Source organism: Martelella radicis (genome assembly GCF_014196625.1).
In the GTDB taxonomy this organism is placed as follows: Bacteria; Pseudomonadota; Alphaproteobacteria; order Rhizobiales; family Rhizobiaceae; genus Martelella; species Martelella radicis.
On record NZ_JACIDZ010000003.1, the window covers coordinates 228,403 to 252,174 of the forward strand.

Annotated in this window: 23 protein-coding genes; 12 read left to right on the forward strand and 11 right to left on the reverse strand. The window is 62.6% G+C overall.

What is annotated here, in order from left to right; genetic code table 11:
- The first annotated feature begins 77 nt into the window (after positions 1-77).
- Together GGR30_RS06740 and GGR30_RS06745 are read left to right on the forward strand one after the other, a co-directional pair.
- A complete protein-coding gene (locus GGR30_RS06740; RefSeq protein WP_183483828.1) occupies positions 78-998 on the forward strand; it encodes a cation diffusion facilitator family transporter in 921 nt (306 codons plus the stop codon).
- A 109-nt stretch (positions 999-1,107) separates the two neighbouring features.
- On the forward strand, positions 1,108-1,491 hold the full coding sequence (locus GGR30_RS06745) for a hypothetical protein (RefSeq protein WP_183483830.1): 384 nt from the start codon (positions 1,108-1,110) through the stop codon (positions 1,489-1,491).
- Between the two features lie 209 nt (positions 1,492-1,700).
- On the opposite strand, the gene GGR30_RS06750 is transcribed toward GGR30_RS06745, so the two are convergent.
- On the reverse strand, positions 1,701-2,741 hold the full coding sequence (locus tag GGR30_RS06750) for an aldo/keto reductase (RefSeq protein ID WP_183483832.1): 1,041 nt from the start codon (positions 2,739-2,741) through the stop codon (positions 1,701-1,703).
- 253 nt (positions 2,742-2,994) lie between these two features.
- Between GGR30_RS06750 and GGR30_RS06755 the strand changes: the two genes are divergently transcribed.
- The 3 genes from GGR30_RS06755 to leuA all read left to right on the forward strand — a co-directional run bounded on the left by GGR30_RS06755 (position 2,995) and on the right by leuA (position 6,889).
- Entirely contained in the window at positions 2,995-3,576 is a 582-nt protein-coding gene (locus tag GGR30_RS06755; protein WP_183483834.1) for an ATP-dependent Clp protease proteolytic subunit, read from the forward strand.
- A gap of 105 nt (positions 3,577-3,681) precedes the next feature.
- Positions 3,682-4,872 (forward strand): benzoate/H(+) symporter BenE family transporter, encoded by a 1,191-nt coding sequence (locus GGR30_RS06760; protein WP_183483837.1) that lies wholly within the window; start codon positions 3,682-3,684, stop codon positions 4,870-4,872.
- Between the two features lie 310 nt (positions 4,873-5,182).
- The gene (gene leuA / locus GGR30_RS06765) at positions 5,183-6,889 is read left to right on the forward strand and encodes a 2-isopropylmalate synthase (RefSeq protein WP_183483839.1); all 1,707 of its coding nucleotides are present in this window, start codon (positions 5,183-5,185) and stop codon (positions 6,887-6,889) included.
- A 284-nt stretch (positions 6,890-7,173) separates the two neighbouring features.
- Here leuA and GGR30_RS06770 read toward each other — a convergent pair whose 3' ends face one another.
- Entirely contained in the window at positions 7,174-7,782 is a 609-nt protein-coding gene (locus GGR30_RS06770; protein WP_183483841.1) for a hypothetical protein, read from the reverse strand.
- 324 nt (positions 7,783-8,106) lie between these two features.
- Here GGR30_RS06770 and GGR30_RS06775 point away from each other — a divergent pair, with 324 nt between their 5' ends.
- Complete coding sequence (locus tag GGR30_RS06775; RefSeq protein ID WP_183483843.1) at positions 8,107-8,769, forward strand: CerR family C-terminal domain-containing protein; 663 nt, start codon at positions 8,107-8,109, stop codon at positions 8,767-8,769.
- Here the strand turns inward: GGR30_RS06775 and GGR30_RS06780 are convergent.
- Complete coding sequence (locus GGR30_RS06780; RefSeq protein ID WP_183483845.1) at positions 8,745-9,674, reverse strand: metallophosphoesterase family protein; 930 nt, start codon at positions 9,672-9,674, stop codon at positions 8,745-8,747. The genes GGR30_RS06775 and GGR30_RS06780 overlap by 25 nt on opposite strands.
- Positions 9,675-9,822: 148 nt before the next feature.
- Here GGR30_RS06780 and GGR30_RS06785 point away from each other — a divergent pair, with 148 nt between their 5' ends.
- Positions 9,823-10,311 carry a carboxymuconolactone decarboxylase family protein gene (locus GGR30_RS06785; RefSeq protein WP_183483847.1) on the forward strand — a complete coding sequence of 163 codons (489 nt, stop codon included), beginning with the start codon at positions 9,823-9,825 and terminating at the stop codon, positions 10,309-10,311.
- The gene (locus tag GGR30_RS06790) at positions 10,301-10,795 is read left to right on the forward strand and encodes an RrF2 family transcriptional regulator (RefSeq protein ID WP_183483849.1); all 495 of its coding nucleotides are present in this window, start codon (positions 10,301-10,303) and stop codon (positions 10,793-10,795) included. The genes GGR30_RS06785 and GGR30_RS06790 overlap by 11 nt, the downstream gene beginning before the upstream one ends.
- Positions 10,796-10,811: 16 nt before the next feature.
- Here the strand turns inward: GGR30_RS06790 and GGR30_RS06795 are convergent, their stop codons facing one another.
- On the reverse strand, positions 10,812-11,789 hold the full coding sequence (locus GGR30_RS06795) for a glutathione S-transferase family protein (RefSeq protein ID WP_183483851.1): 978 nt from the start codon (positions 11,787-11,789) through the stop codon (positions 10,812-10,814).
- A 273-nt stretch (positions 11,790-12,062) separates the two neighbouring features.
- On the opposite strand from GGR30_RS06795, the gene GGR30_RS06800 reads away from it, so the two are divergent.
- Complete coding sequence (locus GGR30_RS06800) at positions 12,063-12,560, forward strand: GNAT family N-acetyltransferase (protein WP_183483853.1); 498 nt, start codon at positions 12,063-12,065, stop codon at positions 12,558-12,560.
- A 108-nt stretch (positions 12,561-12,668) separates the two neighbouring features.
- Here GGR30_RS06800 and GGR30_RS06805 read toward each other — a convergent pair whose 3' ends face one another.
- Genes GGR30_RS06805 through GGR30_RS06820 form a run of 4 tightly spaced genes read right to left on the reverse strand, consistent with a single transcriptional unit; the run spans position 12,669 to position 19,459 of the window.
- Entirely contained in the window at positions 12,669-14,744 is a 2,076-nt protein-coding gene (locus tag GGR30_RS06805) for a hypothetical protein (protein WP_183483855.1), read from the reverse strand.
- Positions 14,744-17,536 (reverse strand): DUF4159 domain-containing protein, encoded by a 2,793-nt coding sequence (locus GGR30_RS06810; protein ID WP_183483857.1) that lies wholly within the window; start codon positions 17,534-17,536, stop codon positions 14,744-14,746. Before GGR30_RS06810 ends, GGR30_RS06805 begins: the two co-directional genes overlap by 1 nt.
- Positions 17,536-18,444, reverse strand: a complete 909-nt coding sequence (locus tag GGR30_RS06815; RefSeq protein WP_183483860.1) for a DUF58 domain-containing protein — start codon at positions 18,442-18,444, stop codon at positions 17,536-17,538. Before GGR30_RS06815 ends, GGR30_RS06810 begins: the two co-directional genes overlap by 1 nt.
- A 13-nt stretch (positions 18,445-18,457) precedes the next feature.
- The gene (locus GGR30_RS06820; protein ID WP_183483862.1) at positions 18,458-19,459 is read right to left on the reverse strand and encodes an AAA family ATPase; all 1,002 of its coding nucleotides are present in this window, start codon (positions 19,457-19,459) and stop codon (positions 18,458-18,460) included.
- 155 nt (positions 19,460-19,614) lie between these two features.
- Between GGR30_RS06820 and GGR30_RS06825 the strand changes: the two genes are divergently transcribed.
- Genes GGR30_RS06825 through GGR30_RS06835 form a run of 3 tightly spaced genes read left to right on the forward strand, consistent with a single transcriptional unit; the run spans position 19,615 to position 22,126 of the window.
- A complete protein-coding gene (locus GGR30_RS06825; protein ID WP_183484102.1) occupies positions 19,615-20,229 on the forward strand; it encodes a DUF1285 domain-containing protein in 615 nt (204 codons plus the stop codon).
- On the forward strand, positions 20,226-20,864 hold the full coding sequence (locus GGR30_RS06830; protein WP_183483864.1) for a CoA pyrophosphatase: 639 nt from the start codon (positions 20,226-20,228) through the stop codon (positions 20,862-20,864). The genes GGR30_RS06825 and GGR30_RS06830 overlap by 4 nt, the downstream gene beginning before the upstream one ends.
- Positions 20,861-22,126, forward strand: a complete 1,266-nt coding sequence (locus GGR30_RS06835) for a tRNA nucleotidyltransferase/poly(A) polymerase-related protein (RefSeq protein ID WP_183483866.1) — start codon at positions 20,861-20,863, stop codon at positions 22,124-22,126. The genes GGR30_RS06830 and GGR30_RS06835 overlap by 4 nt, the downstream gene beginning before the upstream one ends.
- Before the next feature lie 4 nt (positions 22,127-22,130).
- On the opposite strand, the gene GGR30_RS06840 is transcribed toward GGR30_RS06835, so the two are convergent.
- The 3 genes from GGR30_RS06840 to hemF form a co-directional block, all read right to left on the reverse strand.
- Entirely contained in the window at positions 22,131-22,313 is a 183-nt protein-coding gene (locus GGR30_RS06840) for a DUF1059 domain-containing protein (protein WP_138747350.1), read from the reverse strand.
- Positions 22,314-22,551: 238 nt separating this feature from the next.
- The gene (locus GGR30_RS06845; protein ID WP_183483868.1) at positions 22,552-22,722 is read right to left on the reverse strand and encodes a hypothetical protein; all 171 of its coding nucleotides are present in this window, start codon (positions 22,720-22,722) and stop codon (positions 22,552-22,554) included.
- A 121-nt stretch (positions 22,723-22,843) separates the two neighbouring features.
- Positions 22,844-23,755 (reverse strand): oxygen-dependent coproporphyrinogen oxidase, encoded by a 912-nt coding sequence (gene hemF / locus GGR30_RS06850; RefSeq protein ID WP_183483869.1) that lies wholly within the window; start codon positions 23,753-23,755, stop codon positions 22,844-22,846.
- Between the last annotated feature and the right edge of the window lie 17 nt (positions 23,756-23,772).

Genomic DNA, 23,772 nt, shown 5'->3' on the forward strand with positions numbered 1-23,772 from the left:
GTCGCGTTGAGGGGGTAGCAGATCGACAGCGCCGGACGGCTGATCCGGCCTGTCGTTGAGCAAGACGGGAATTTCCGATGACTGGTGGGCAGGTAAAAGGCGGCGGCGCAAGCCGGACGCGGACGCTGGCATTCTGGACGATACCGCTCTCTCTTCTCGTGCTCGGGATCAAGCTTCTCGCCTGGCATCTGACCGGTTCCGTGGCGCTGCTGTCCGACGCGCTCGAATCGATCGTCAATGTGGTGGCCGCAATCGCTGCCTTCGTCGCGATCGTCTACGCCGCCAAGCCCGCTGACCACGATCATCAATTCGGCCATCACAAGGCGGAATATATCTCCGCCGTCATCGAGGGCGTGGCGATTGTCGTTGCCTCGCTCCTGATCTTCAAGGAAGCCATCGGCGAACTCTTCGACCCGTCCATGCCGACCGATGTCGGCCTTGGCCTTGGCGTCAACATTTTCGCAAGCCTGATCAACGGTGTCTGGGCCTATGTGCTGATTTCGGCCGGGCGGTCGATGCGCTCGCCGGCGCTTGTGGCCGACGGCAAGCATATCCGCACCGACGTCGTCACCTCGGTCGGCGTCGTCATTGGTCTCGGCATTGCGCTGGCGACCGGCTATCCGATCTTCGATCCGCTGATCGCGCTCGCCGTTGCCGCGCACATCCTCTATGCCGGGTGGCAGCTGATCGCCGAATCCGTCGGCGGCCTGATGGATGCGGCGCTGACGGGCGACGAGGAGGACGCGATCCGCAAGGCGATCTACGACAATGCCGACGGGTCATCCGACGTCCACGACCTGAAGACCCGCCGCGCGGGCTCTGCAGCCTTCATCGATTTTCACCTCGTGGTCAGCGAAGACATGACTGTCGGCGAGGCCCACGATATCTGCGACCGGCTGGAAGGCGCGATCAAGAAGGCGATTCCCGGCTCATCGCTCGCCATCCATGTCGAGCCCGAAGGGGTGAAACCGCATGGGGTGCGGGTCCGGATCGACTAAGTGCCCTCAATGGATGCTTGTTCTGGATTTTACTTTTTTGGGTTGCGATCTTTCGCCGGTCTGGCTACCCCTGTTTGAAGGGCATCCATGTTCTGGATTCCTGTCTTGAATGCATAGTTTCATTTTTTTGGGGGCAATGATGAAACGTTTGGTGATTTTGATGGCCGGCCTGGCGCTGGTTGCAGGCTGCACGACAGGACCTTCCAAGCAGGAGTATGAGGTGATTTCCACGGCCTTGCAGGGGAGCAAGGCGCTGCGCAATGAACTGACCACCGATTGTGCAAGGAAGCTGGCGAACAAGCCGATTCCGGCCTCGATCCGGAAAGAGGTTGTGGCATTTTTCAATACAACGGAAGCGAATCTGCCGGGCGTTGTCTGCCGTCGGATGGTCAATGGGCTGGCCAATGGAACCCTGTCATATCAAGACTATAAAGATATGGAGCGCGGCAGGATGACGCCCGAGATCGTCCAGTTGCTGCAGGGGACCCGTTAGAGCATTTCGCAGTCAGATGGGAACATCTGACGTCCACGAAAATGCGTCAAAACAAACAGATAGAGCGGTTGCGCGTATCCAAGAAAGGCGGAACCGCTCTTGTCGCAGGCTGCCTGTCTCACTCTCGCATGGAAATGTCGTCTGCTTTTCTCGCGAAGGAAGCTGACCGGTTGAGGCCGGCCAGCTTTCCTGTTTTTATTCGGCTAAGCTTATTTCGGTACGCGCGGCGGTGACACCGTTTCGCCGCCGGACTGGCGTTCCAGCATCCAGCCGGGATATTCGCGCGGCAGCGCCGAAACGGCGTCAAGCCGTTCCATCTCTTCCGCGGTCAGTTCCACGTCGGTTGCCTCGATATTGTCCTTCAGCTGGTCCGTCCGCTTGGCACCGACGATGACGCTGGTGACGGCGGGCTGGTAGAGCAGCCAGGAGAGCGCGATCTGCGCGACCGAAACGCCCTTGGCCTTTGCAATCTCGCGCATCACGTCGATTGTCGCGAAGCCGCGTTCCTTGTCGACCGGCGGAAAATCGAAATTGACGCGGCGGCCTTCGCCGTCAGACTGGTTGTTGCGGTCATATTTGCCCGAGAGGAACCCGCCGGCGAGCGGCGACCAGACCATCAACCCGACCCCCTCTGATTTCAGCATCGGCACGATCTCGCGTTCGAGATCCCGGCCGGCAATGGTGTAATAGGCCTGCAGCGACTGGAAGGAGGCGAGGCCTTTACGTTCCGAAATGCCAAGCGCCTTGGCGATCTGCCAGGCCGCCCAGTTGGAGACGCCGACATAGCGCACATGGCCGTGGCGCACGAGCGTGTCGAGCGCCTCCAGCGTTTCCTCGATCGGCGTCGTATTGTCGAAGCCGTGAAGCTGGTAGAGGTCGATATGATCGGTCTGAAGCCGGGAAAGGCTGCCCTTCACCTGTTCCATGATGTGGTAGCGCGACGAGCCGCGGCTGTTCGGCCCTTCGCCCATGCCGCCGAACACCTTGGTGGCGATCACCACCTCGTCGCGCGGTATGCCGAGATTCTTGAGCGCCTGTCCGGTGATCTCCTCCGACAGGCCTTCCGAATAGACATTGGCGGTGTCGATGAAATTGATGCCCGAATCGATCGCGACCTTGACCAGTTCCTCTGAAGCGCCCTGATCGAGCTCGCCGATCGCGGTCCAGAAGCCCTTGCCGCCGAAGGTCATGGTTCCGAGACAGAGCTCGGACACTTTCAGGCCTGAATTCCCAAGTCGGTTGTAACGCATGGTCCTGCCTTTTCATTTGAAATGATTGATGATCTTCCGGCTGCCGAGGTCAGGCTGCCCTAGAGAAAACCAAAGAGAAATGCGCCGGGCACAGGGCCCGGATATCGAATTGACCGATCTGACGTGGTGACAGCCCGGCGGTCTTTCAAGGCGGTCGAAGGATTTGCGGGGCGACCGCAAGGGAGGAGACATTGTATTGCCGCGACATTCGCATTAAGTCGGGTAGCAGAACATTTACTCCTGGAGATGCCGAATGAGCGACGAAGAAGACGACAAGAAGACCGAACTGCCCCTGGGCAAGGAAGCCGAAGCCAATCTGTTCAAGTCGCGGTCGATCTTCATCTACGGCCCGATCACGCAGGAACTCGCCCAACGCGTCTGCTCGCAGCTCGTTGCCATGGCCGCTGTCTCCGACGAGGACATCCGCGTCTTCGTGAACTCGCCGGGCGGGCATGTGGAATCGGGCGATTCGATCCACGACATGATCAAGTTCATCAAGCCGAAGGTCATCATGATCGGTTCGGGCTGGGTTGCCTCCGCCGGCGCCCTGATCTATGCGGCAGCGCCTGCCGAGCAGCGCATCTGCCTGCCCAACACGCGCTTCCTGCTGCATCAGCCCTCCGGCGGCACCCGCGGTCCGGCATCCGATATCGAGATCCAGGCGCGTGAAATCATCAAGATGAACGAGCGCCTGATCAAGATCTTCTCCGACGCCACCGGCCAGCCCTCGGAAAAGATCGCCAAGGATATCGACCGCGACTACTGGCTCTCCGCTCAGGAGGCGATCGAATACGGCCTCGTATCGCGGATCGTGACCTCGCAGGACGAGATCTGATCTCCGGCACTTGATTGCGAACCGCTAGGCCGGGCGAAGGGCTTGCTTCGCCCGGCTTTTTCGTGCTTGCAGTTTTTCAATTGAATGCCGCAGGTCGGAGGGGACATGCTCAAGGATTTTTCGGCGCAGAGCCTGTTCATGGGGCTGCTGGTCGCCTTTGTCGGCTTCGCCAGTTCGTTTTCCGTCGTGCTGCAGGGGCTCGAGGGCATCGGCGCAAGCCCGGCGCAATCGGCCTCCGGGCTCATGGCGCTGTCGATCGTCATGGGCATTGCCGGCATCGTCATCTCGGCCGTCACGCGCATGCCGGTTTCCATCGCCTGGTCGACGCCGGGGGCGGCGCTTCTTGCCACAGCCGGAACGCTTCCGGGCGGTTTTGCCGAGGCGGTCGGCGCCTTCATCGTCGCCAACCTCCTGATCATCGCCGCTGGTCTGCTGAAGCCGGTTGGCCGGGCGATTTCCGCCATTCCCGCGCCGCTCGCCAATGCCATGCTGGCCGGCGTCCTGCTGGCGCTCTGCTTTGCGCCGGTCGAGGCGGTGAAGTTCGATCCGCTGCTGGGCCTGCCGATCATCATCGCTTTCGTCGTCGCCGGCGCCTTCAACCGGCTTCTTGCCGTGCCGGCCGCCCTTGGCGCCTTCGTGCTGGTCCTGGTTTTCGGCGTCGATCTTCCTGCCGGCAGCTGGGCCAAAGTCTGGCGCGAGGCGGCGCCGTGGCCGGTCTGGGTCACGCCCGCCTTCAGCCTGCAGGCGACAATCTCCGTGGCGCTTCCGCTGTTCATCGTCACCATGGCCTCGCAGAACATTCCCGGCGTCGCCATCCTCGCCATCAATGAATACCGCCCCTCGGCCGGACGGATGTTCTCGCTGACCGGCCTGTTTTCGCTTTTTGCTGCACCCTTCGGCGGGCACGGCGTCAATCTCGCCGCGATCACGGCGGCCATGTGCGCGGGGCCGGATGCCCATGCCAATCCGAAACGACGCTACTGGGCCGCGATCGTCGCCGGCATCGGCTATGTGGTCTTCGGACTGATGAGCGGGCTGGTCGTTGCGCTGGTTTCGCTTGCCCCGCCGATCCTGATCGAGGCGGTTGCGGGCCTTGCCCTGATCGGCGCCTTCGCCGCCGCCGCGCTTGCCGCCTTCAAGGAGCCGGACGCGCGCGAGGCAGCCGCGATCACCTTCCTGGTTGCTGCCTCCGGCGTCGGCTTTTTCGGCATTTCCGGCGCTTTCTGGGGGCTGGCGGCGGGGCTCGCCATCACCGGCATCAAACGTCTGGCGCAGAAAAGGCATGCCGGGGGCTGACGCGTTTTTTTGAATTGCAATCGGCGGCTGTTGCCGCTATGGAAATCGGCATGATTACGTTGGACGCATATCGGCAGGGCAGGTTTTCGGGTGGCGCAAGCGCCGCCGCCGCCGTCATGCGCGCGCCAAACTCGCTCCTTCTTCTCGGCCTTAACAGCGGTTGCCGGGTCCTTTGAGGAGCGCCCGGCGGCCGGAAAGCCGCTTGGCACCAAGCGCTCCTTCATTCCCGAACAGTTTATGACAGCGAGAATGGCCAAAGCCTGACTGCGCCTCAAAGGCGGCAGAAGGCGGGCCGGATATGAGGACCACAATGGACGCGAAACACTCCACCAATGCCAAGGGCATGCCGCTGGCCGCCACCAAGTACCAGCCCTATCCGCAGATCGATCTTTCCGACCGCACTTGGCCGGGCAAGCGCATCGAAAAGGCTCCGATCTGGTGCTCCGTCGATCTGCGCGACGGCAACCAGGCACTGGTCGATCCCATGGGACACGACCGCAAGGCGCGCATGTTCCAACTGTTGCTGGACATGGGCTTCAAGGAAATCGAGATCGGCTTCCCCTCAGCCTCGCAGACGGACTTCGACTTCGCCCGCTGGTGCGTGGAAAACGGCAATGTCGGCGAGGACGTCTCGCTGCAGGTGCTGGTGCAGTGCCGCCCGGAACTGATCACCCGCACCTTCGAGGCACTGGAAGGCGCACACCGGCCGATCGTGCATTTCTACAATTCGACAAGTGAATTGCAGCGGCGCGTGGTGTTCGGCAAGGATGTCGCCGGCATCAAGCAGATCGCCGTCGACGCCGCCAAGATGATCACCGACATGGCGGCAAAGGCCGGCGGCGGCTATCGCTTCGAATATTCGCCGGAAAGCTTTACCGGCACGGAGCTGGAAGTGGCGTTGGAGGTCTGCAATGCGGTGATCGCCGAGGTGAAGCCGACGCCGGACAACAAGCTGATCATCAACCTGCCGTCGACCGTCGAAATGTCGATGCCCAACATCTATGCCGACCAGATCGAATGGATGTGCCGCAATCTCGACAATCGCGAAAACCTGCTGATCTCGGTCCATCCGCATAATGACCGCGGCACGGGCATTGCCTCCGCCGAAATGGGCCTGCTCGCCGGCGCGGACCGCGTCGAGGGCACGCTGTTCGGCAATGGCGAGCGCACCGGCAATGTCGATATCGTCACCATGGCGCTGAACATGTTCACGCAAGGCGTCGACCCGGAACTCGATTGTTCCGAGATCGAACGGATCAAGGACGTCTACGAATACTCGAACCAGATGACGATCCCGGAACGCCACCCCTATGTCGGCGAACTGGTCTATACGGCTTTTTCCGGCTCGCATCAGGATGCGATCAACAAGGGCATGAAGGCGATCCGCGTGGCAAACAAGCCGGTCTGGGAAGTGCCCTATCTGCCGATCGACCCGCAGGACGTGGGCCGGACCTATGAGGCGATCATTCGCATCAATTCCCAGTCGGGCAAGGGCGGCATCGCCTATATCATGCAGAGCGACTACGGCATCAACCTGCCGCGCGGCCTGCAGGTGGCCTTCCGTGAACTGATCCAGAAGATCACCGACGAAGAAGGCCGCGAACTGCCGTCGAAGCGCATCTATGACGTGTTCATGGAGCACTATGTCGACCAGCCGGAAGGCCGCATCAAGTTCGTCGATCACCACACCTATCCGCAGGGCGCGGAAAAGGGCGTGCGCGTGGTGACGGCCGAGATCACCGACAATGGCGAGAAAAAGCGGATCGACGCAAAGGGCAATGGCCCGGTTGATGGCTTCATCAATGCGCTGTCGGCCTATCTCGGCATCAACCTGTCGGTTGAGGACTATTCCGAGCATTCGCTCCACCATGGTTCGGACGCGAAGGCGATCGCCTATGTCGAGGTGAAATATGACGGCGGCCGTATGTTCGGCGCCGGCATCAACACCAATATCGTCGCGGCCTCGCTGGAGGCGATTGTTTCTGCCGCAAACCAGATCCTCGCCGAGCGCGCGTGAACGCATCATGGCGTCGCCTGCTGGCGTCGCCGGTAGGCTGCTGGAGAGGCTTGTTGCAGATGTAAGTAGCTGCTCCACATTTTCCGTCACCCCGGCCTTGAGCCGGGGTCCAGGGCCGCAAAAGCACCTTTTGACACAGTCTCTTAGGCGCGATGGTCTTCACTGCTTGGCCCTGGGTGCCGGCTCAAGGCCGGCATGACGGCTGGGGTGAAGAATACTTTGTCGACAAACTGGCGGCGATGCCGGCAGGCATCGCCGTTCCAAGAAGAAATGCCGAGTGCTTTTCAGAGTTTGAGATAGGCCGATTGGGCCAGAGCCGGCATGTCGGTGTCCGAGGACGGGCCGACGATGGCGATCAGCGCACGTTCGCCCTGCCACCAGGCGACGGTGAGATTGTCGCGGATCGTTTCCTGGACATCGGTGATCTGGTTCTCGAGCGTCGCCGGGCGCGCAAGGATGAAGACCGATAGCAGGTCGCCGGCATTGTTGCGATAGAAGAGCTCGACGCCCGGCGTGCGCTCGATGGCAACGATGCGGGCGCCCTCGAAGATGCGCGCGCCCTCATCAAAGGTCGGGACGCCTATATCGAGACCGGTCGTTCGCTGCACCAGATCGGAAACGGCAACCGGATCCTCGGGGCCGATATCCGTTATCGGCTGATATTTCCGGCCGAAGATGCGAAAATTGGCGCAGACATCATCAATCCAGTCGGTCGACTGTTCCAGGCTCAGATCGACAGTATCGGTCGCGCTCGATGTATCGCGCGACAGGATTGCCCCGACCGCGACGCCGATCCCGAGAAACCCGCAGCAGGCCAGAGCCGGCAGCCAGCGTCTCTTGCGCCTTTGGCCGCTGACATTAGCGGATTTGTTCGTTCTGACGGCGATGTCCATCGTTTCCTTGAAAATAAGAATGCGGCGGCCGGATTCGGCCCTTTGCGTCGCAGAACGCGAAGTCCGCGCGGGATATTGCCCCTTGTAAGGTTTGGAAACAAGGGGTTGTGTTCACTTTGTCGAACCAACGTGTAAGCGACTTGCTTCCCGTTTATGATCGTCAGACTTCATTCGGGTTTCGCTGGGGAAAAACTGTGGCAGAAATGTGGCCGCCGATGTGATATGGGTCCTTGCGGTTTGGATCAATCAAGTGAACAATAGCGTTACAATCAAGAATGATAACCGGGCGGAGCGCCGCCCAACCGAGGGCAAATTCAACAAGTCATGGCTGATACTCTCCAGGGAGCGGCGGCTACCCGCCAGTCAATCATCTCTACGGCTTTGCGGCTTTTCGCCGAATATGGCTACAACGCCGTTTCCACGCGCAAGATCGCCGAACGGTCCGGCGCCAATATCGGCAGCATCGCTTATCACTTCGGCGGCAAGCCGGGCCTCCTGATCGCATGCGCGCATCATGCGGTCGAGGCGATCGAGGAAACGCTCGGGTCCGCAGTTCTCGAACCGGTGTCGGATGACGTGACCGCGGAGGATGCGCGGACGGAGCTGGTGGGGATTGCGCGCCTCCTGGTGATGCCGATCACCGGCAGAACCGACGCCGAGGATATCTCGGCATTCGTGATGCGCTATATCACGCAGCGCAGCGAGGCTTTTGATCTCCTCTACGCCCAGATCACCGAACCGCTTCATCGCCACATGCGGCAGCTTCTGGGACGAGCCGCCGGCCGTGATCCGGATGCCGAGGAAACCAAGGTGCTGACCTTCACCATCATGGGGCAGTCGATGTATTTTCGAATCTGTCCGGATGCGGTGAAGAATGCCATGGGCTGGAAAGGCTTCGGCGGCGGTGAATGCGCGAAGGTCGGGACAGCGCTGTCGCTCAGCATTAACGGGCTGATCGATGCCTATTCCGCCGAATCCGCCGCGTAGGAGTAGGCGAAGTCGCTTTCGGGTTCGATCAACCCGCTTGCGGCATCCAGCGCATGCCGCTGGCAATGCATTTCCCACTTGCCCTGCTTGCCCCTGACCGTGATCAGATTGAAGGCTGACGGCGGCTTCTTGCCGCCGGTTCCCTGTCCGGCTGCCGCAATGCCGATGACGGGCGTCTTGCCATGCGGCGTCTCGATGAAATTGACGGTGTTGAGATGGGTATGGCCGTGCAGCACGAGTTCGCACCCGCCTGTCGAGAGCGCAGCGCGGAAGCGCCTTATTCCGAGCAGCCGCTTGTGGCTGGCGGCGGCGTCGCGCACCGGCGGATGATGGATCATCACGATGCGGAACAACCCATCCTCGCCGGCCTGGCGCAATAGCTCGGCCGTGGCTCTCGCCTGCTTCTTTCCGAATGTACCGATCGCCATGAAGGGCGGCGAGGCGATGGCCGACGAGCAGCCGATGATCGCCACAGGGCCACGCCGGCGCAGATAGGGAAATGTCAGCGCATCCGAGGTCTCGGAGAGCGGACGCTCCGCATCGCCCTGCATGTAGTCGTGCCAGGCCTTGGAAACCTTGGCGTAGGCCCCGCCGACATAGGCATCATGATTGCCGGGTACCAGCGAGACGTCCTTTGCCGGGCCGACGCTCTTCAGCCACTCGGCGGCGTTCTCGATCTCCTTGGTCGTCGCCAGATTGACGAGGTCGCCGGTGATCGCAAGGTGGTTCGGCGCTTCGTCGGCAATCGCCAGAAGCAGGTTTTCCAGCGTGTTCTTGCCCAGATGTTTGCGGCGGTTGCGGTGCCAGTTCAAGAAACCGGTGATGCGCTTGGAAACCAGCTCGCGCGGCGAAAGCTGCGGCAGAGGCCCGAGGTGGATGTCTGAAATATGAGCGAGCTTGAACATTGGAAACTCATAAACGGGCAGGGCGCGTGCCGCAAGCAACCTCCGCCACAAACAGCCTCCATAGAGGACGATCTTGACTCCTTTCCAATTAAGGATATTGAATATCCTCAAGGATAAAATATATCCTTAATTGGAAAGAGGACACATCATGACAACAGCGCCCTATGCAAAATTCACGCCCGCTCTGGCCGAGGCCTATTTCGCTTTCTCGGCAAAGCTTGGGGCAAACAACCTTGACGCCCGGCTGAGGCATCTCGTCGATATCCGCGTGTCGCAGATCAATGGCTGCGCCTTCTGCCTGGATATGCACCACAAGGAAGCCAAGATCGACGGAGAAAGGGAACTGCGCCTCTATCATGTCGCCGTGTTCGCCGAATCGCCGCTGTTTACCGACAGGGAAAAGGCCGCGCTCTCCTATGCGGAGGCCCTCACCGGCGCAATCGACAACCACAAGGCCGTTGCCGCGCGCGAGGCGCTTGCACCGCATTTCAGTGCCCAGGAGGTCGCCGAATTGACCTATGTGATCGTCTCGATTAATGGGTGGAACAGACTGGCGATTGCCTACCAGAGCCGTCCCGGCTCGCTGGACAGGATTTACGGCCTCGACAGGGCCGGCTTGGAAGCGGATGCAGCTTAGAAATCAGGTCGAATGGGTCCTTCACGCGGCGGCCGTGCTGGCCGGACTTCCGCCAGGACGCTATTTGCCCACCAAGGTGCTTGCGACGTTCCACGGCATTCCGAAGGAATATCTGTCGAAAGCGTTGCAAGCGCTCTCTCAGGCCGGGCTTGTGGAAAGCACGCTTGGCCCCGGCGGCGGGTACAGGCTCGCCGCCGCCCCCGAGGACATCTCATTTCTTGATATCGTCGAAGCCGTCGAAGGCAAGGCGCCTTTGTTTCGCTGCCGCGATATCCGCGCCAGCAATCCGTGCCTGCCGCAAGGCTATTGCCCCAAGGACATGTGCCCTGTGGCGAAGGTCATGCTGCGCGCCGACCGGGCGTGGCGGGCCTCGCTCGCCGAAACCAGCCTCGCCGACCTCGCGCCCGAGGTCGTCGAAGGCCTCGGTCCGGACCTTTACGAGGAGACCCGCCGCTGGCTGGCGGAGCGCAGCGGCTCAGGGTAGCCGAAGAGACGGAAGCCTAGCCCCTGTCGCGTCCGTGCGGCGCGTCGAGGTCGAGGATCGGGCCTTCCGGCACGATGCCCGTCGGGTTGATGTTCTTGTGCGAGCCGTAATAGTGGCGCTTGATGTGGTCGAAATTGACCGTCTCGGCGATGCCCTCCATCTGGTAGAGTTCCCGTAGATAGCCCGACAGGTTCGGATAGTCGGCGATGCGCTTCAGGTTGCACTTGAAGTGGCCGACATAGACCGGGTCGAAACGCACCAGCGTGGTGAATAGCCGCCAGTCGGCTTCCGTCAGCGCATCGCCGACGAGATAGCGGTTCTCGCCGAGCCGTCTTTCCAGCATTTCCAGCGTCTCGAAAAGCTTGTGCACATGCTCCGAATAGGCCTCCTGCGTGGTGGCGAAGCCTGATTTGTAGACGCCGTTATTGACCGTGTCGTAGACGATCGCGTTGATGTCATCAATCTCGCCGCGCAGTTTTTCCGGGTAGAAATCGAGGTCGTTACCGGTCAGGTGGTCGAAGGCCGAATTGAACATCCGGATGATTTCGGCGGACTCGTTGGAAACGATGGTCTCGCGCTTCTTGTCCCAGACAACCGGGACCGTCACGCGGCCGGTATAGTTCGGATCAGCCTTTGTGTAGACCTGCCAGAGGTAGTCCGCGCCGTTAATCGGATCATCGGTGCCGCCGTCCCGGTTCCTGAATTCCCAGCCGTTTTCCAGCATCAGCGGATCGACGACCGAAACATCGATGAAATCCTCAAGACCCTTGAGCTTGCGGAAGATCAGGGTGCGGTGCGCCCAGGGGCAGGCATAGGCGATGTAAAGGTGGTATCGGCCTTTTTCGGCTTCAAACCCACCTTCGCCATTCGGGCCGGCAGAGCCGTCGGCGGTGATCCAGTTCCTGAATTGCGAGCTTTCGCGCTTGAAATGGCCCTTGGATTTCTTCGTGTCGTACCAGACGTCCTTCCAGACGCCGTCTTCCAGCATGCCCATGGGATGCTCCTTTCATTCCTCTCTTGGCCCCTTACATACGGTCGGGCCGAAACTTTGCCAGTGCCGAAACGTTTGACACTGTGTTACGGGTCAACGGAAATTTCGCTTTTGCGGTCCACACGCTGGACGGGGCCTCGTTTTCCTGCTAGTGGCGAACGACCCAGAAACTGGAATTTGTCATGCGGATCCTGCGACGACGCTGATTGAAGATCGAAAACCGGAGAACCTCTCCGGCGGCTTTCATTTGCGTATTCCGGACAGGCTCATAAAATCATGACAATCGAACTGTGCTACCTCCCCGAAGAGGTTTCCCACGACAACGCCATCGAAGAGATCAACGACGAGGCTTTCGGCCCCGGGCGTTTCGCGCGCACGGCAAGCCGTATCCGCGAGCAGGGCCCGCATGATCGCGCGCTGTCCTTCGTCTGCCTGGATGGGAGCGCAGTGATTGCCTCGGTGCGGTTGACGCCGGTCTGGGCCGGCAAGGCTGCCGGCCACATGCTCGGCCCGCTTGCCGTCCGCCCCTCCCACAAGAACCGGGGCATCGGCCGCAATCTGGTGCGCATCGCCGTTGAGGCTGCGGCAAAGGCGGGCTCCGAAGTGGTGATCCTGATCGGTGACGCGCCCTATTACGGACCGCTCGGCTTTCGCCCCATCGTGCCGCCGACCCTGCTTTTGCCGGGCCCGGTCGATCCGAAGCGCATCCTTGCCGATCCACTGGTGGACGGCGTCGAGGAACGGCTTGTGGGCATGATGCGGTTTAGAGCCTAGAGCATTTCGCAGTCAGATGGAAACATCTGAGGTCCGCGAAAATGCGTCAAAACAAATAGATAGAGCGGTTGCGCGTTTCCAGGAAAGGCGGAACCGCTCTAATCGTCATCAAGGTTTGGTTCGCCCCTCGCGCCACCAGGTGGCCGAAATCAGCGCCAGCAACGCGGCAAGACCGAGAAGTCCGTTGAACAGCGGCAGCGAGCGGATGCTTTCAAGCCGCGTGTCCGAGGTGGCTACGATCGGCATGAAACTGTCATTGCCGGCCCTGAGCGGCCCGGACGTCACCCTGACCGGCGGCGTGCCGTCGGCGATCCGCTGCACCAGCCCGTGGCTTTCGTTTGCGAGCGGCGCAAGGCTCTCCGTGGTCGAGATCATCGCCTTGAACTCCGGCGCATCGGGATCGCCGATATTGACGAGCCGGGTGAGGTCGCCGTTCTCGATCGAAAACAGGCCCATTTCGTTCACCGGCGCCGAGCCGCGGAAAAGGCCGGGCTCAACCTCTTCCAGCGGAACAGTCAACGAACGCCCGGATGGCGTGCTGACGGTCGCTTCCCGCGGGGCGTCGCCCATGGTCTGGCGGGTGATCTCCAGCCGTTCGCCGTCGGTCGTCGCCGTCAGCGCCTCTTCTTCAAGCGCCGGTTCCTGCATCAGCCAGTGGGCGATGCGCCGGTAAAGCGGCACGTAAGGTCCGCCGCCTTCGAAGCCGCGCGCCCACAGCCAGCCCTGGTCGGAGAGGAATTCGGCAACCCGGCCCTGGCCTTCGCGCGAGAGCACCAGAAGCGGCGCGCCGTCTGCCGTCATCACTGTCTCGCCGCGCGCATCGCCGACCGGTATGGAGCGGAACCAGCGGCCCCAGGCCGGCGGATCCTCGGCCCCGCCCGGCAGATCGCGGGTCACGGGGTGCATCTCCCCCGTCGGCGAGATATCCGGATAGAACCCGCCCTCTGACAATTCGCCGGTCGGGATTGCCGGCAGCACGGCGGACAGCGGCGTCACGGCGATCGATTCCGGACCGGCGATCTCAGGGCCTGCGGCCACCAGCAGCGCGCCGCCATTCAGAACATATTGCGCGATATTGTCATAATAGAGCAGCGGCAGGACGCCGCGGTTCTGGTAGCGGTCGAAGATGATCAGGTCGAAATCGTCGATCTTGTCGATGAACAATTCCCGCGTCGGGAAAGCGATCAGCGATAGTTCGTTGATCGGCGTGCCGTCCTGCTTTTCCGGCGGACGCAGGATGGTGAAGTGGACGAGATCGACGGACGGATCGGATTTCAACAGGTTCCGCCATGTCCGCTCACCCGAATGCGGCGATCCGGAAACGAGCAGCACGCGCAGGTTCTCGCGAATGCCCTCGACGATCTGGACCGCGCGGTTGTTCACTTGCGTCAGTTCGCCGGGTATCGGATCGACGGAGAGTTCGAGAATGTTCTCGCCGCCATTGTCGAGGTCGAAGACATAGCGGGTTGAAATGTCGGGCGCGACAAGCATCTGCGCGGCGATGGCGCCGTTGAGCCGCGCCGTCACCATCGCCGGACCCGCGCCGCCCTCGGCCTCGCTCACCGGACCGTCATTGACCACTGTGAATTCCACCGGCAGGCTTTCGCCGACAAGGCCGAAACGCGGTGCCTCGTTGATCTCGATCCGCCGGTCATATTCTTCCGCCGTGCCGGTCACCAGCGCATTGACGGGAATGTCGGCGGGAAGGGCGGATGCATCCTCCGGAATGTCGTGGATCTGGCCGTCGGTGATGAAGAAGGCGGCGCCCATCCGGCTCGGGGGCACGTCGCGCACGGCATCGGCAAGGGCCTGGAACGCCAGCGTCTCGGCGCGGCCGTTTTCATTCGCGGTCGCGACCTCGACGATGCGGGGCTCGAGCGTCGGGTCCTCGGCAAGCCGGGCCTGAAGCCGTTCGAGCGCGGCATCGGTCTGGCCGGCGCGGTCTTCCGAAAGCTGGCTCTGGGAGCGGTCGACGACGATCGGCACGATGGTCGAAAGCGGTGAGCGCTCCTCGCGGCTAATGGTCGGGTTGGCGATCGCTGCAAGCAGAAGAAGCCCGGCCGCCGCGCGCAGCGTCGTGCCGCGCATGCGGGTCAGGTAGCCGAGCGCCATCAGCACGAGGATGGCGGCAAGGGCGGCATAGAGCGCCGTCAGCGGCAGGAGAGGGGTGAAAGTCAGGTCCATTACTGTCCCAGCCTTTCCAGAAGCGCCGGAACATGGACCTGGTCGGCCTTGTAATTGCCGGTCAGCATGTACATCACGATGTTGACGCCGGTGCGATAGGCGAACTGGCGCTGAAGCGGGCTTTCCGGCACGGTCGGCAGCATTGGCGTCATGTCGGGATTGGTGGCCCAGGCGCCGGCGAAATCATTGCCGGTGATGATGATCGGCGAGACGCCGTCGCCGCCGCTCGTAACCATGTCGGCGCTCGCCCCCGAACGCGCCTCGACCCAGAGCGGCGAACCGTCATAGCGGCCGGGAAAATCTGAAAGCAGATAGAAGGAGCGGGTCAGCACATGGCCCTCGGGCACGGGCTCCAGGGGCGGCACGTCGATATTGTCGAGGATCGCCCTGAGCCGCGCCGTATTGGCGCTGACGGCTTCCTGGCCGAGCGGCGAATACTGATCGCGCGTATCAAACAGCACCGTGCCGCCATTGCGCATATAGGCCTCGATGCCGGCGATCGCCTCCTGTGACGGCATCGGCGCGGAGGCCGAGATCGGCCAGTAGATCAGGGGATAGAAGGCCAGTTCGTCTTCCGCCGGATCGACGCCGACCGGATCGCCCGGCTCCAGCGCGGTGCGGTATGAAATATAGTCGGAAAGCCCCTTCAGCCCGCGCCCCGAGATGCGGTCGACATCGGCCTCACCGGTGACCACATAGGCAAGATGGGTCTCGTAGAGCAGATCGGTGATTTCCGCATCGCTCATCTGCGCGCGCGCCGTGCCGGCAAGGCCGGGCGCAAAGGGCAGGGCTGCGGCAAGACATGCCGCGAGGATAACGGGCAGGGCAGCGCGACGCGCCTTGAGGTTCGAGAATGCGCCGTTCATCGCCAGCATGATGAAGCCGTCGGCGATCAGGAGCAACATGGCCGCCGCCAGCAGCCAAGGCTTGAGGGAGAACGCGCGCGTCTCGCCGATCGGCTGCAGACGGCTCCCCTCGAGCGCCGAGACGTCGAGCGGAGACAGCGTACCCTGCGGTCCGAAGAGGTTGACGGCGGTGAAGCCATCGGACGATCCATAAAGACCGGGCGGGTTTTCCCGCGTGGCGATCAGCGGTCCGCCGGCATCGGCAAGCGGGTTTGCGCCGCTCACATCGGTGGAAAGCGTGCCGTTAGCGACGAGCAGGCGGTAGGGGGCGAGCAGGGGCGCCGCTCCGCCGTCAGCGTCAACGGCCTGGCTTGCCCGTGAGATATTGACGATCCGCCGCAGCATTTCGACGAAATAGCCGGAGATCGGCAGGTTCGACCAGTTGGGATCGGCCGACGTATGGAACAGCACCAGTCGCCCTTCGCCGGAGACGCTTTCGGTCACCAGCGGCGTGCCGTCCTGGAGGCTTGCCCAGGTGTGGTCGGACAGGTCCGGCGCCGGTTCGGCCAGAACTTGGCGGGACACGTTAATGTCGTCCGGCACGGGCAGGCCGTAGAACGGACTTTCCTGCGGGAAGGGTGCGAGATTTTGCGGCTCGCTCCAGCTCATCGCCCCGCCAAAGGCGCGCGCGCCCGAGCGCAGCCGCACCGGCAGAAGCGTGTCTTCACCCTCGGATGAGGCAAGGCGCGGTCCGGCAAAGCGAACCAGCGTGCCGCCGCCCTCCACCCATTGCTGAAGCAGCGCGTGGACGTCCTCGCCAAGCGTTCCGACATCGCTCAGGATCACCACGGAAGGGTTCTGCTCGATCAGCGCGTCGAGCTGTTCGGGCAGCGTGGCGGCGTCGCTCGAAATCAGGTCGGCATAGGGGGAAAGCGCCTGGCGCAGGTAATAGGCGGCCGACAGCAGCGGCTGTGCTTCATTTGCCGGGCTTCCCGAGACAAGTGCCACGCGGCGGCGCTTGAACCCGTCGTCGAGAAGCTGGACCGCGCCGGCATTGGCCGCGCCGTCGATTGCGATGCGGGCAAAATCATTGCGCACCTCGAAGGGTGCGCGGATCTCGGCGGTCGCCGCCTTCGTCCCGGCTTCGAAGACCAGCGGACTGGTCGCGATCACGCGTCCCTGAAGGTCATAGGCATTCACAGTGAGTTCGGCGCGCGACCCGGCTTGCGCGCGCGCGGCGGTGATCCTGCTTGCCGCAGCGCCGTTGTCGACTGCGGTGAGAGCGGCGGGAAGGGCGCGGTTTGTGCGCATCACCAGAAGGTCGTCCGCGCCGGCGCCGTTCAGCATGTCGAAAGCGGCCTGGTCCTCCGGTCCCGACAATCCGTCCGCAAGGAAGGCAACGGTGCCGGGCGTCGTTCCGTCCAGAGCTTCGACAAGCGCCGTGGCTGCAGGCAGCCGGTCGGGGCGGGCGGCCTGCGGTTCGGCGGCGGCAAGCCTCTGGCGCGCTTCATTTGCCGAGACCGGTCGCGGATCGCCGGTCTTGTCGGCGGTGAAGGCGAGGGTTACGGGCAGGTCTGCACGGCCCGCAGCCTCGATCAGTGCGTCGGCAGCGGCCGTGCGCGCCTCCCAGTCCTCGGCGCTTGCCCAGCCATTGTCGATCAGGAGCGCCAGCGGACCGCCGGTCGAAAGCGTGGTGCGGTCCGGATTGATCACCGGGTTGGCGATGGCGAGGATGACGAATGTGGCCAGAGCCATCCTCAGCAGCGTCAGCCACCACGGGCTCTTGGCCGGCGTCTCGTCGCGCTTTGCCAGCTTAAGGAGGATGGCGAGCGGCGGAAATACCTCGCGGCGCGGGCGCGGCGGCGTCAGCTTGAGGAGCCACCAGATCGCCGGCAGAACGACGAGGGCCGCAAGCACGAACGGGCTCAGGAATTCAAAGCCGCCCATCAGCGCTGTCCCCCACTGATGCCGGAAAGGCGCATATGCAGCGCCGTCAACGCTTCGGAGGCAGGCCGGTCCGTATGGTGGGTGAAGAAGCTCCAGCCGGAATGCCGCGCCGTCTGCGAGATGAGATCACGGCGGGCGAGATACTGCTCCAGATAGGCCTCCCGCAGGCTCTCGGCCCGGCCGAGCGTCAGTTCCCGTCCGGTTTCCGGATCGGCGAAGGCGGTGCGGCCGTTATAGGGAAAATTTTCCTCCGCCGGGTCTGCCACTTCCACAAGGTGGGCCTTCAGGCCTCGTTCGGAAAGCGGCGCGATCCTTGAAAACAACGCTTCCGGATCATCGAGGAAATCGCCGATGACGATCAGTTCGGACGGGCCGCGCATCATCTGCGTATCCGGCAGGACCGCCGGGATTTCGGTGGCCGCGGCCAGGTGATGGGCGAGTTTCTCGGCGCCGTTGCGGCTGGCGACCGGCTCCATCAGTCCGGGATAGCCGACACGCTCGCCCGAGCGCAGCAGGGTTTCGGCGATTGCCAGCAGCAGCACGAGCGCGCGGTGTTCCTTGGAAACCGGGGCCGCTTCGGAGCGAAACTGCATTGACGGCGAGAGGTCGGCGAAGAGCCAGACGGTATGCGCCGCCTCCCATTCCATGTCCCGCACATAGGTGTGGTCGTCGCGCGCGGAACGCCGCCAGTCGATCCGCATCAGCGATTCGCCCGGCGCATAGGGACGGAACTGCCAGAAATTCTCGCCCGGTCCCCGCCGCCTGCGGCCATGCCAGCCGGCAATCACGGTATTGGCGATCCGGCGCGCCTCGATCAGGCAGTCGGGCAGCAGGCTTGCGCGCCGCTTGCCTTCGGCAAGAGCCGAATTGCGGGCGGTCGGCGGTGTCGTTTGTCCGATCGGGGCCAAGGGCGGCTGCCTGTCAGTTGAAGTCGCGCTTTGCGATGGTGGCAATGACGTCGGTGACGGTGATGCCTTCGGCACGGGCGGCAAATGTCAGCGCCATGCGGTGCTGGAGCACCGGCGCGGCCAGTGCCTTCACATCGTCCACCGAGGGCGCGAGCCGGCCCTGATAGAGCGCGCGGGCGCGCGCCGTCAGCATCAGCGCCTGTCCGGCGCGGGGGCCCGGCCCCCAAGCCACATTGCGGTCGGTCTCCTCAAAGCCTTCGCCGGGGCGGGCGGCGCGGACCAGTTCAAGGATGGCTTCGAGCACGCTTTCGCTGACCGGCATCTTGCGGATCAGCGACTGGATTTCCATCAGCCGCGCGCCGGTAATGACGGGGCTTGCGGTTTCCTCCACGGCACCCGTGGTCTCGAGCAGAATGCGCCGTTCCGAGGCGATGTCGGGATAGCCGACATTGACCTGCAGCAGGAAACGGTCGAGCTGGGCTTCTGGCAGGGGATAGGTGCCTTCCTGCTCCAGCGGGTTCTGCGTGGCGAGCACATGGAAGGGGCGCGGCAAGTCGTAATGCTGGCCGGCAATGGTGACGGAATATTCCTGCATGGACTGCAAAAGCGCCGACTGGGTGCGCGGCGAGGCGCGGTTGATCTCGTCGGCCATCAGCAATTGCGCAAAGACGGGGCCCTTGATGAAGCGGAAGGAGCGGCGTCCGGTTTCGCTTTCCTCCAGCACTTCGGAGCCGAGAATATCCGACGGCATCAGGTCCGGCGTGAACTGGATGCGGTTGCCGGCAAGGCCGAGAACGGTGCCGAGCGTGGTGACCAGCTTGGTCTTGGCAAGCCCCGGCACGCCGACCAGCAGCGCATGCCCGCCGGAAAGAACGGCCAGGAGCACGCTTTCCACGACATTTTCCTGACCATAGATGACCTTGGAGACTTCGGCCTTCACCTTCTGGATGTCGTCAAGCGCCCTTTCGGCCTCTGCCACGATTGCTTCAGCCGTGTTCGTGTCAGTCGCATCCATGCACATGTCTCCGCGGCCTTGGGCCAGTTCGGGGTTTCCGGGCGGTTGCCGGTTCGTCATTCGAAAAGGATAATCACCTGTTGGCGGCTGACAAGCCGGTTTGGAATGACTATTTCGAGAGCGAACAATATTCGACCCGAAACTGGGACGGAAAGATGACGGACGGGACAGGACCATCGACAGGAGACGCCTCGGGGCTGGCGTCGGCGATCGCGCGTCAGCTTGAGGGCTCCGGCAAGCGCGCGCCCGCGCCGGTGGAAAAATGGGATCCGCCGTTTTGCGGCGACCTCGACATGGAAATCCGCCGCGATGGCACCTGGTTCTATCAGGGGACGCCGATCGGCCGGGCGGCGCTCGTGCATCTGTTCTCGACGGTCTTGCGCAAGGACGATAATGGCGAGACCTATCTGGTGACGCCCGTCGAGAAGGTTCGCATCCGCGTCGAGGATGCCCCTTTCGTCGCCGTCGCGATGACGGTCTCGGGCAAGGGAGAAGAGCAGCTCCTCTCGGTGCGCACCAATATGGGCGATGTCGTGGAGATCGGCGCCGGGCACCGGTTGCGCTTCGAAGTGTCCGGCGAAAATGCGGAACTGAAGCCCTATGTCCGGGTCAGAGGGCGGCTTGAGGCTCTGTTTTCGCGCGCGCTCACCTATGACCTTGTGGCGCTTGGCGAGGAGGTCGAGATCGACGGCACGGCGATGTTTGCGGTTCGCTCCGCGGGAGAGGTTTTTCCGGTGATGGATATGGCGAAGCTGGAGAAGGCCCTGTGAACGCATCCGCCCACAATTTCGCCGCGGCGAGCTTCCGACAGCGCGCCCTCAGACAGCGCGGCAAGCCGCTGGAACATGCCTGGCGCGATCATGGCGACCACGCGCTCAACCCGGATCTCTCCGCCTATTACGAAGATCTCGACATGCGCTCGGCTGCCGTTCTGGTTCCGGTTGTCGATTATGGCGACGAGGCGCGGGTGATCTTCACCCGCCGGACCACGAAGCTCAGAAAACATTCCGGCCAGATCGCCTTCCCCGGAGGCTCGATCGATCCGGAAGACCGCTCGCCGGAAGATGCGGCGCTGCGCGAATGCGAGGAGGAGATCGGCCTTGACCGCCATTTCGTCCAGCCGGTCGCGCGTCTGCCGGACTATCTCGCCGGAACCGGTTTCAGGATCACGCCGATCCTGTCGGTCGTGCGGCCGGGCTTTTCGCTCACGGCCAACCCGGACGAGGTGGACCATATCTTCGAGGTGCCGCTCGGTTTCATCATGGATCCCGCCCATCACGAGCATCGCAGCGGCCTGCTCGGCGGCATGACGCGGCGTTACTACGAAATCAATTACGGCGAATACCGGATCTGGGGCATTACCGCCGGCATCGTCAGGACAATTTATGAAAGGCTCTATGCGTGAAGACGGTCAGCGACGATCCATGGTTTCAGGAACACCGGCTTCAGAAGGTTCTTGACGCGCTCAACGGCGATGGCGGCGAAACGCGGATCGTCGGCGGGGCGGTGCGCAACGCGCTGATGGGCATTCCGGTCGGCGATATCGACATGGCAACAACGCTTGTGCCGCAGGACGTGACCGCGCGGGCGAAAAAGGCCGGGATGAAGCCGGTGCCGACCGGTATTGAACATGGCACGGTGACAGTGGTGTGCGCGGGCAAGCCGTTCGAGGTGACGACGCTGCGCGCTGATGTCGAAACCTTCGGACGGCACGCCACGGTGCGCTTCGGAACCGACTGGGCCGAGGATGCTGAACGCCGCGACCTGACGATCAACGCGCTTTATGCCGACAGGGACGGTCGCGTGATCGACCTCGTGGGCGGCCTTGCCGATATCGAAACCCGCACCGTCCGTTTCATCGGAGAGGCGGAGACCCGAATCACCGAGGACTATCTCCGGATCCTGCGTTTCTTCCGTTTCTTTGCCTTCTATGGCGGAGGCAGGCCCGATGCGGCCGGGCTGAAGGCAAGCGTGCGCCATCGCGACGGGCTGAAGACGCTTTCGGCCGAACGGGTGTGGACGGAAACGAAGAAGCTGCTCGCCGCCGATGATCCCTCGCGCGCGCTGCTGTGGATGCGCCAGACGGGCGTTCTGACAATCACCTTGCCGGAAACCGAGAAGTGGGGGATCGACGCCATCCCGGGGCTGATCGACGCGGAGACGCATTTCGGCTGGACGCCGGATCCGCTTCTGAGGCTTGCCGCGATCGTTCCGCCTTATGACGTGCGGCTGAAGGAGATGGCGGGGCGGCTGAAATTTTCCAATGCAGAACGTGACCTGATGCTCTCCTTTGCCGCAGCGCCCGTCATCACGGCCTCGACTTTGGCGGCGCAACTCCGCCGGCTACTCTATACGCACGGAAAGCAGGGCCTGCTGATGCGGCTGAAGCTCTCGCTTTCGGGTGCGCGGGCCAGAGCGGCAGGCGGCGATGCCGAAGCAATTGCCGAGGCGGCGGGTTACGTGCGCCTGGTCGAACTTGCCGAGAGCTGGGAAAAACCGGAGATGCCGGTTTCCGGCGGCGATATCGTCAAGGCCGGCGTTCCGGCGGGCCCCGAGGTGGGGCAAATTCTGGCTAGCCTGGAAAGGCAATGGGTGGAAAGCGATTTCGAACTGGACCGGGCAGCGCTGGCCGCCCGGCTTGATGCGTTGATGAAAGGTCAGGGCTGAGCCCTCAGGCCTTTTCCTCGTCCTTGATCCGCGCCTTGATGTTGTCGATCATGCTTTCGCGGATCGTGGTCTCGCCATGTGTCGTGCGCAGATGCTCGACGGAGCGGCGGACAACTTCGGCTTCGTCTTCTGCGCTGGTGTGCCAGGGGCAACCGGGCACGAGCGTTCCGCAATCAAAACGTTTCATGTTTTCCTCCTTTGTTTTCCGTCTTCAGGTCAAACGCCGGCAGCGGTGAATTGTTCGCATTGAACCGGCGCGGGAGACGGCTTTTTTCAACTGGCTCGATCGCCAGAGACCGATTGCCGGCCCGGCGGCAGGACGCGCCGGGCGGTCGTGATCGGAGAAACCGGACCGACCGACGCGGAAATGCTGTCCGCAGCCGGTCGACAGAGCCTCGCCATGAGGACGGGCCCGGTCTTGAACCTCAGTGCCGGGCCCAGGTTTCGAACACCGCGGAGGATTCGCACGGACGACCGTGCTGGTATGCCATCTCGGCGGCGTATTTGCTGTCATCGGTGCCTGCGACCTTTTCGGGTCCGGGCTTGTAATCTTTCCGTGCAGCCTTGGATTCGGTGGTCTTGACTTTGTCTGCCATTTGCCCGCTCCTCTCGGACTGGTTTCAGGGGTAAGTCTACTTCCGACCTGGTTAGTAGAACCCCTTTCTGCCATGCAAACAAGGCCGTTATTTGAATAAAAATTAACTATAACGATTTAGATTAAGGCCATCTTGTGACAGGCGGCAAAGAGGACAGGATCGCCTCGATGTTGCCGCCGGTTTTCAGCCCGAAAACCGTGCCTCTGTCATAGAGCAGATTGAACTCCACATAGCGTCCGCGGCGGATCAACTGCTCATCGCGGTCCGCGGACGACCACTCATGATTGAAATTGGAGCGCACCAGCCGCGGATAGATGAGGTTGAAGGCGCGGCCGACATCCTGAACAAACCTGAAATCGGCATCCATGCCGCCCTTGTCGTCGGGTGAATGCTGCCAGTCGAAGAAGATGCCGCCCACCCCGCGCGGTTCCTTGCGGTGGGGCAGATAGAAATAGTCATCGCACCATTTCTTCATCCTGTTGTAGTCGACGATGGCCTGGTGCCGGTTGCAGGCAATCTCCATGGCGCGGTGAAAGAGGATCGTGTCCGGGTCTTCCTGGCGGCGTCTTCGGCCAAGCACCGGGGTGAGGTCGGCGCCGCCGCCGAACCACCAGCTTCCGGTGACGATCATCCGCGTGTTCATGTGCACGGCCGGAACGTTCGGGTTGACGGGATGCGCGATCAGCGAAATGCCGCTTGCCCAGTAGCGCCCGCTCTCCTCCGCGCCCGGCATGTTCTTTGCCATTTCCTCGGAAAATTCGCCCTCGACGGTCGAGGTATGAACGCCGACCTTCTCGAACACGCGGCCGTGCATGACCGACATGCGGCCGCCGCCCTCGCCGTTTTCGCGGGTCCAGTCCTTGGCCTCGAACTGGCCGGGCTCAAGGTCGCTCAACGGCCCTGTCAGCTCCTTTTCCAGCGTCTCGAAGCCGGAACAGATCGTGTCGCGCAGGCTCTCGAACCAGGCCCGTGCCGTGCTTTTCCTGGCCTCGATATCCTCCGGCAGACCAACAGGCAGTTTCGGCCGTTCCATGTGATGCGCTCCGCTTG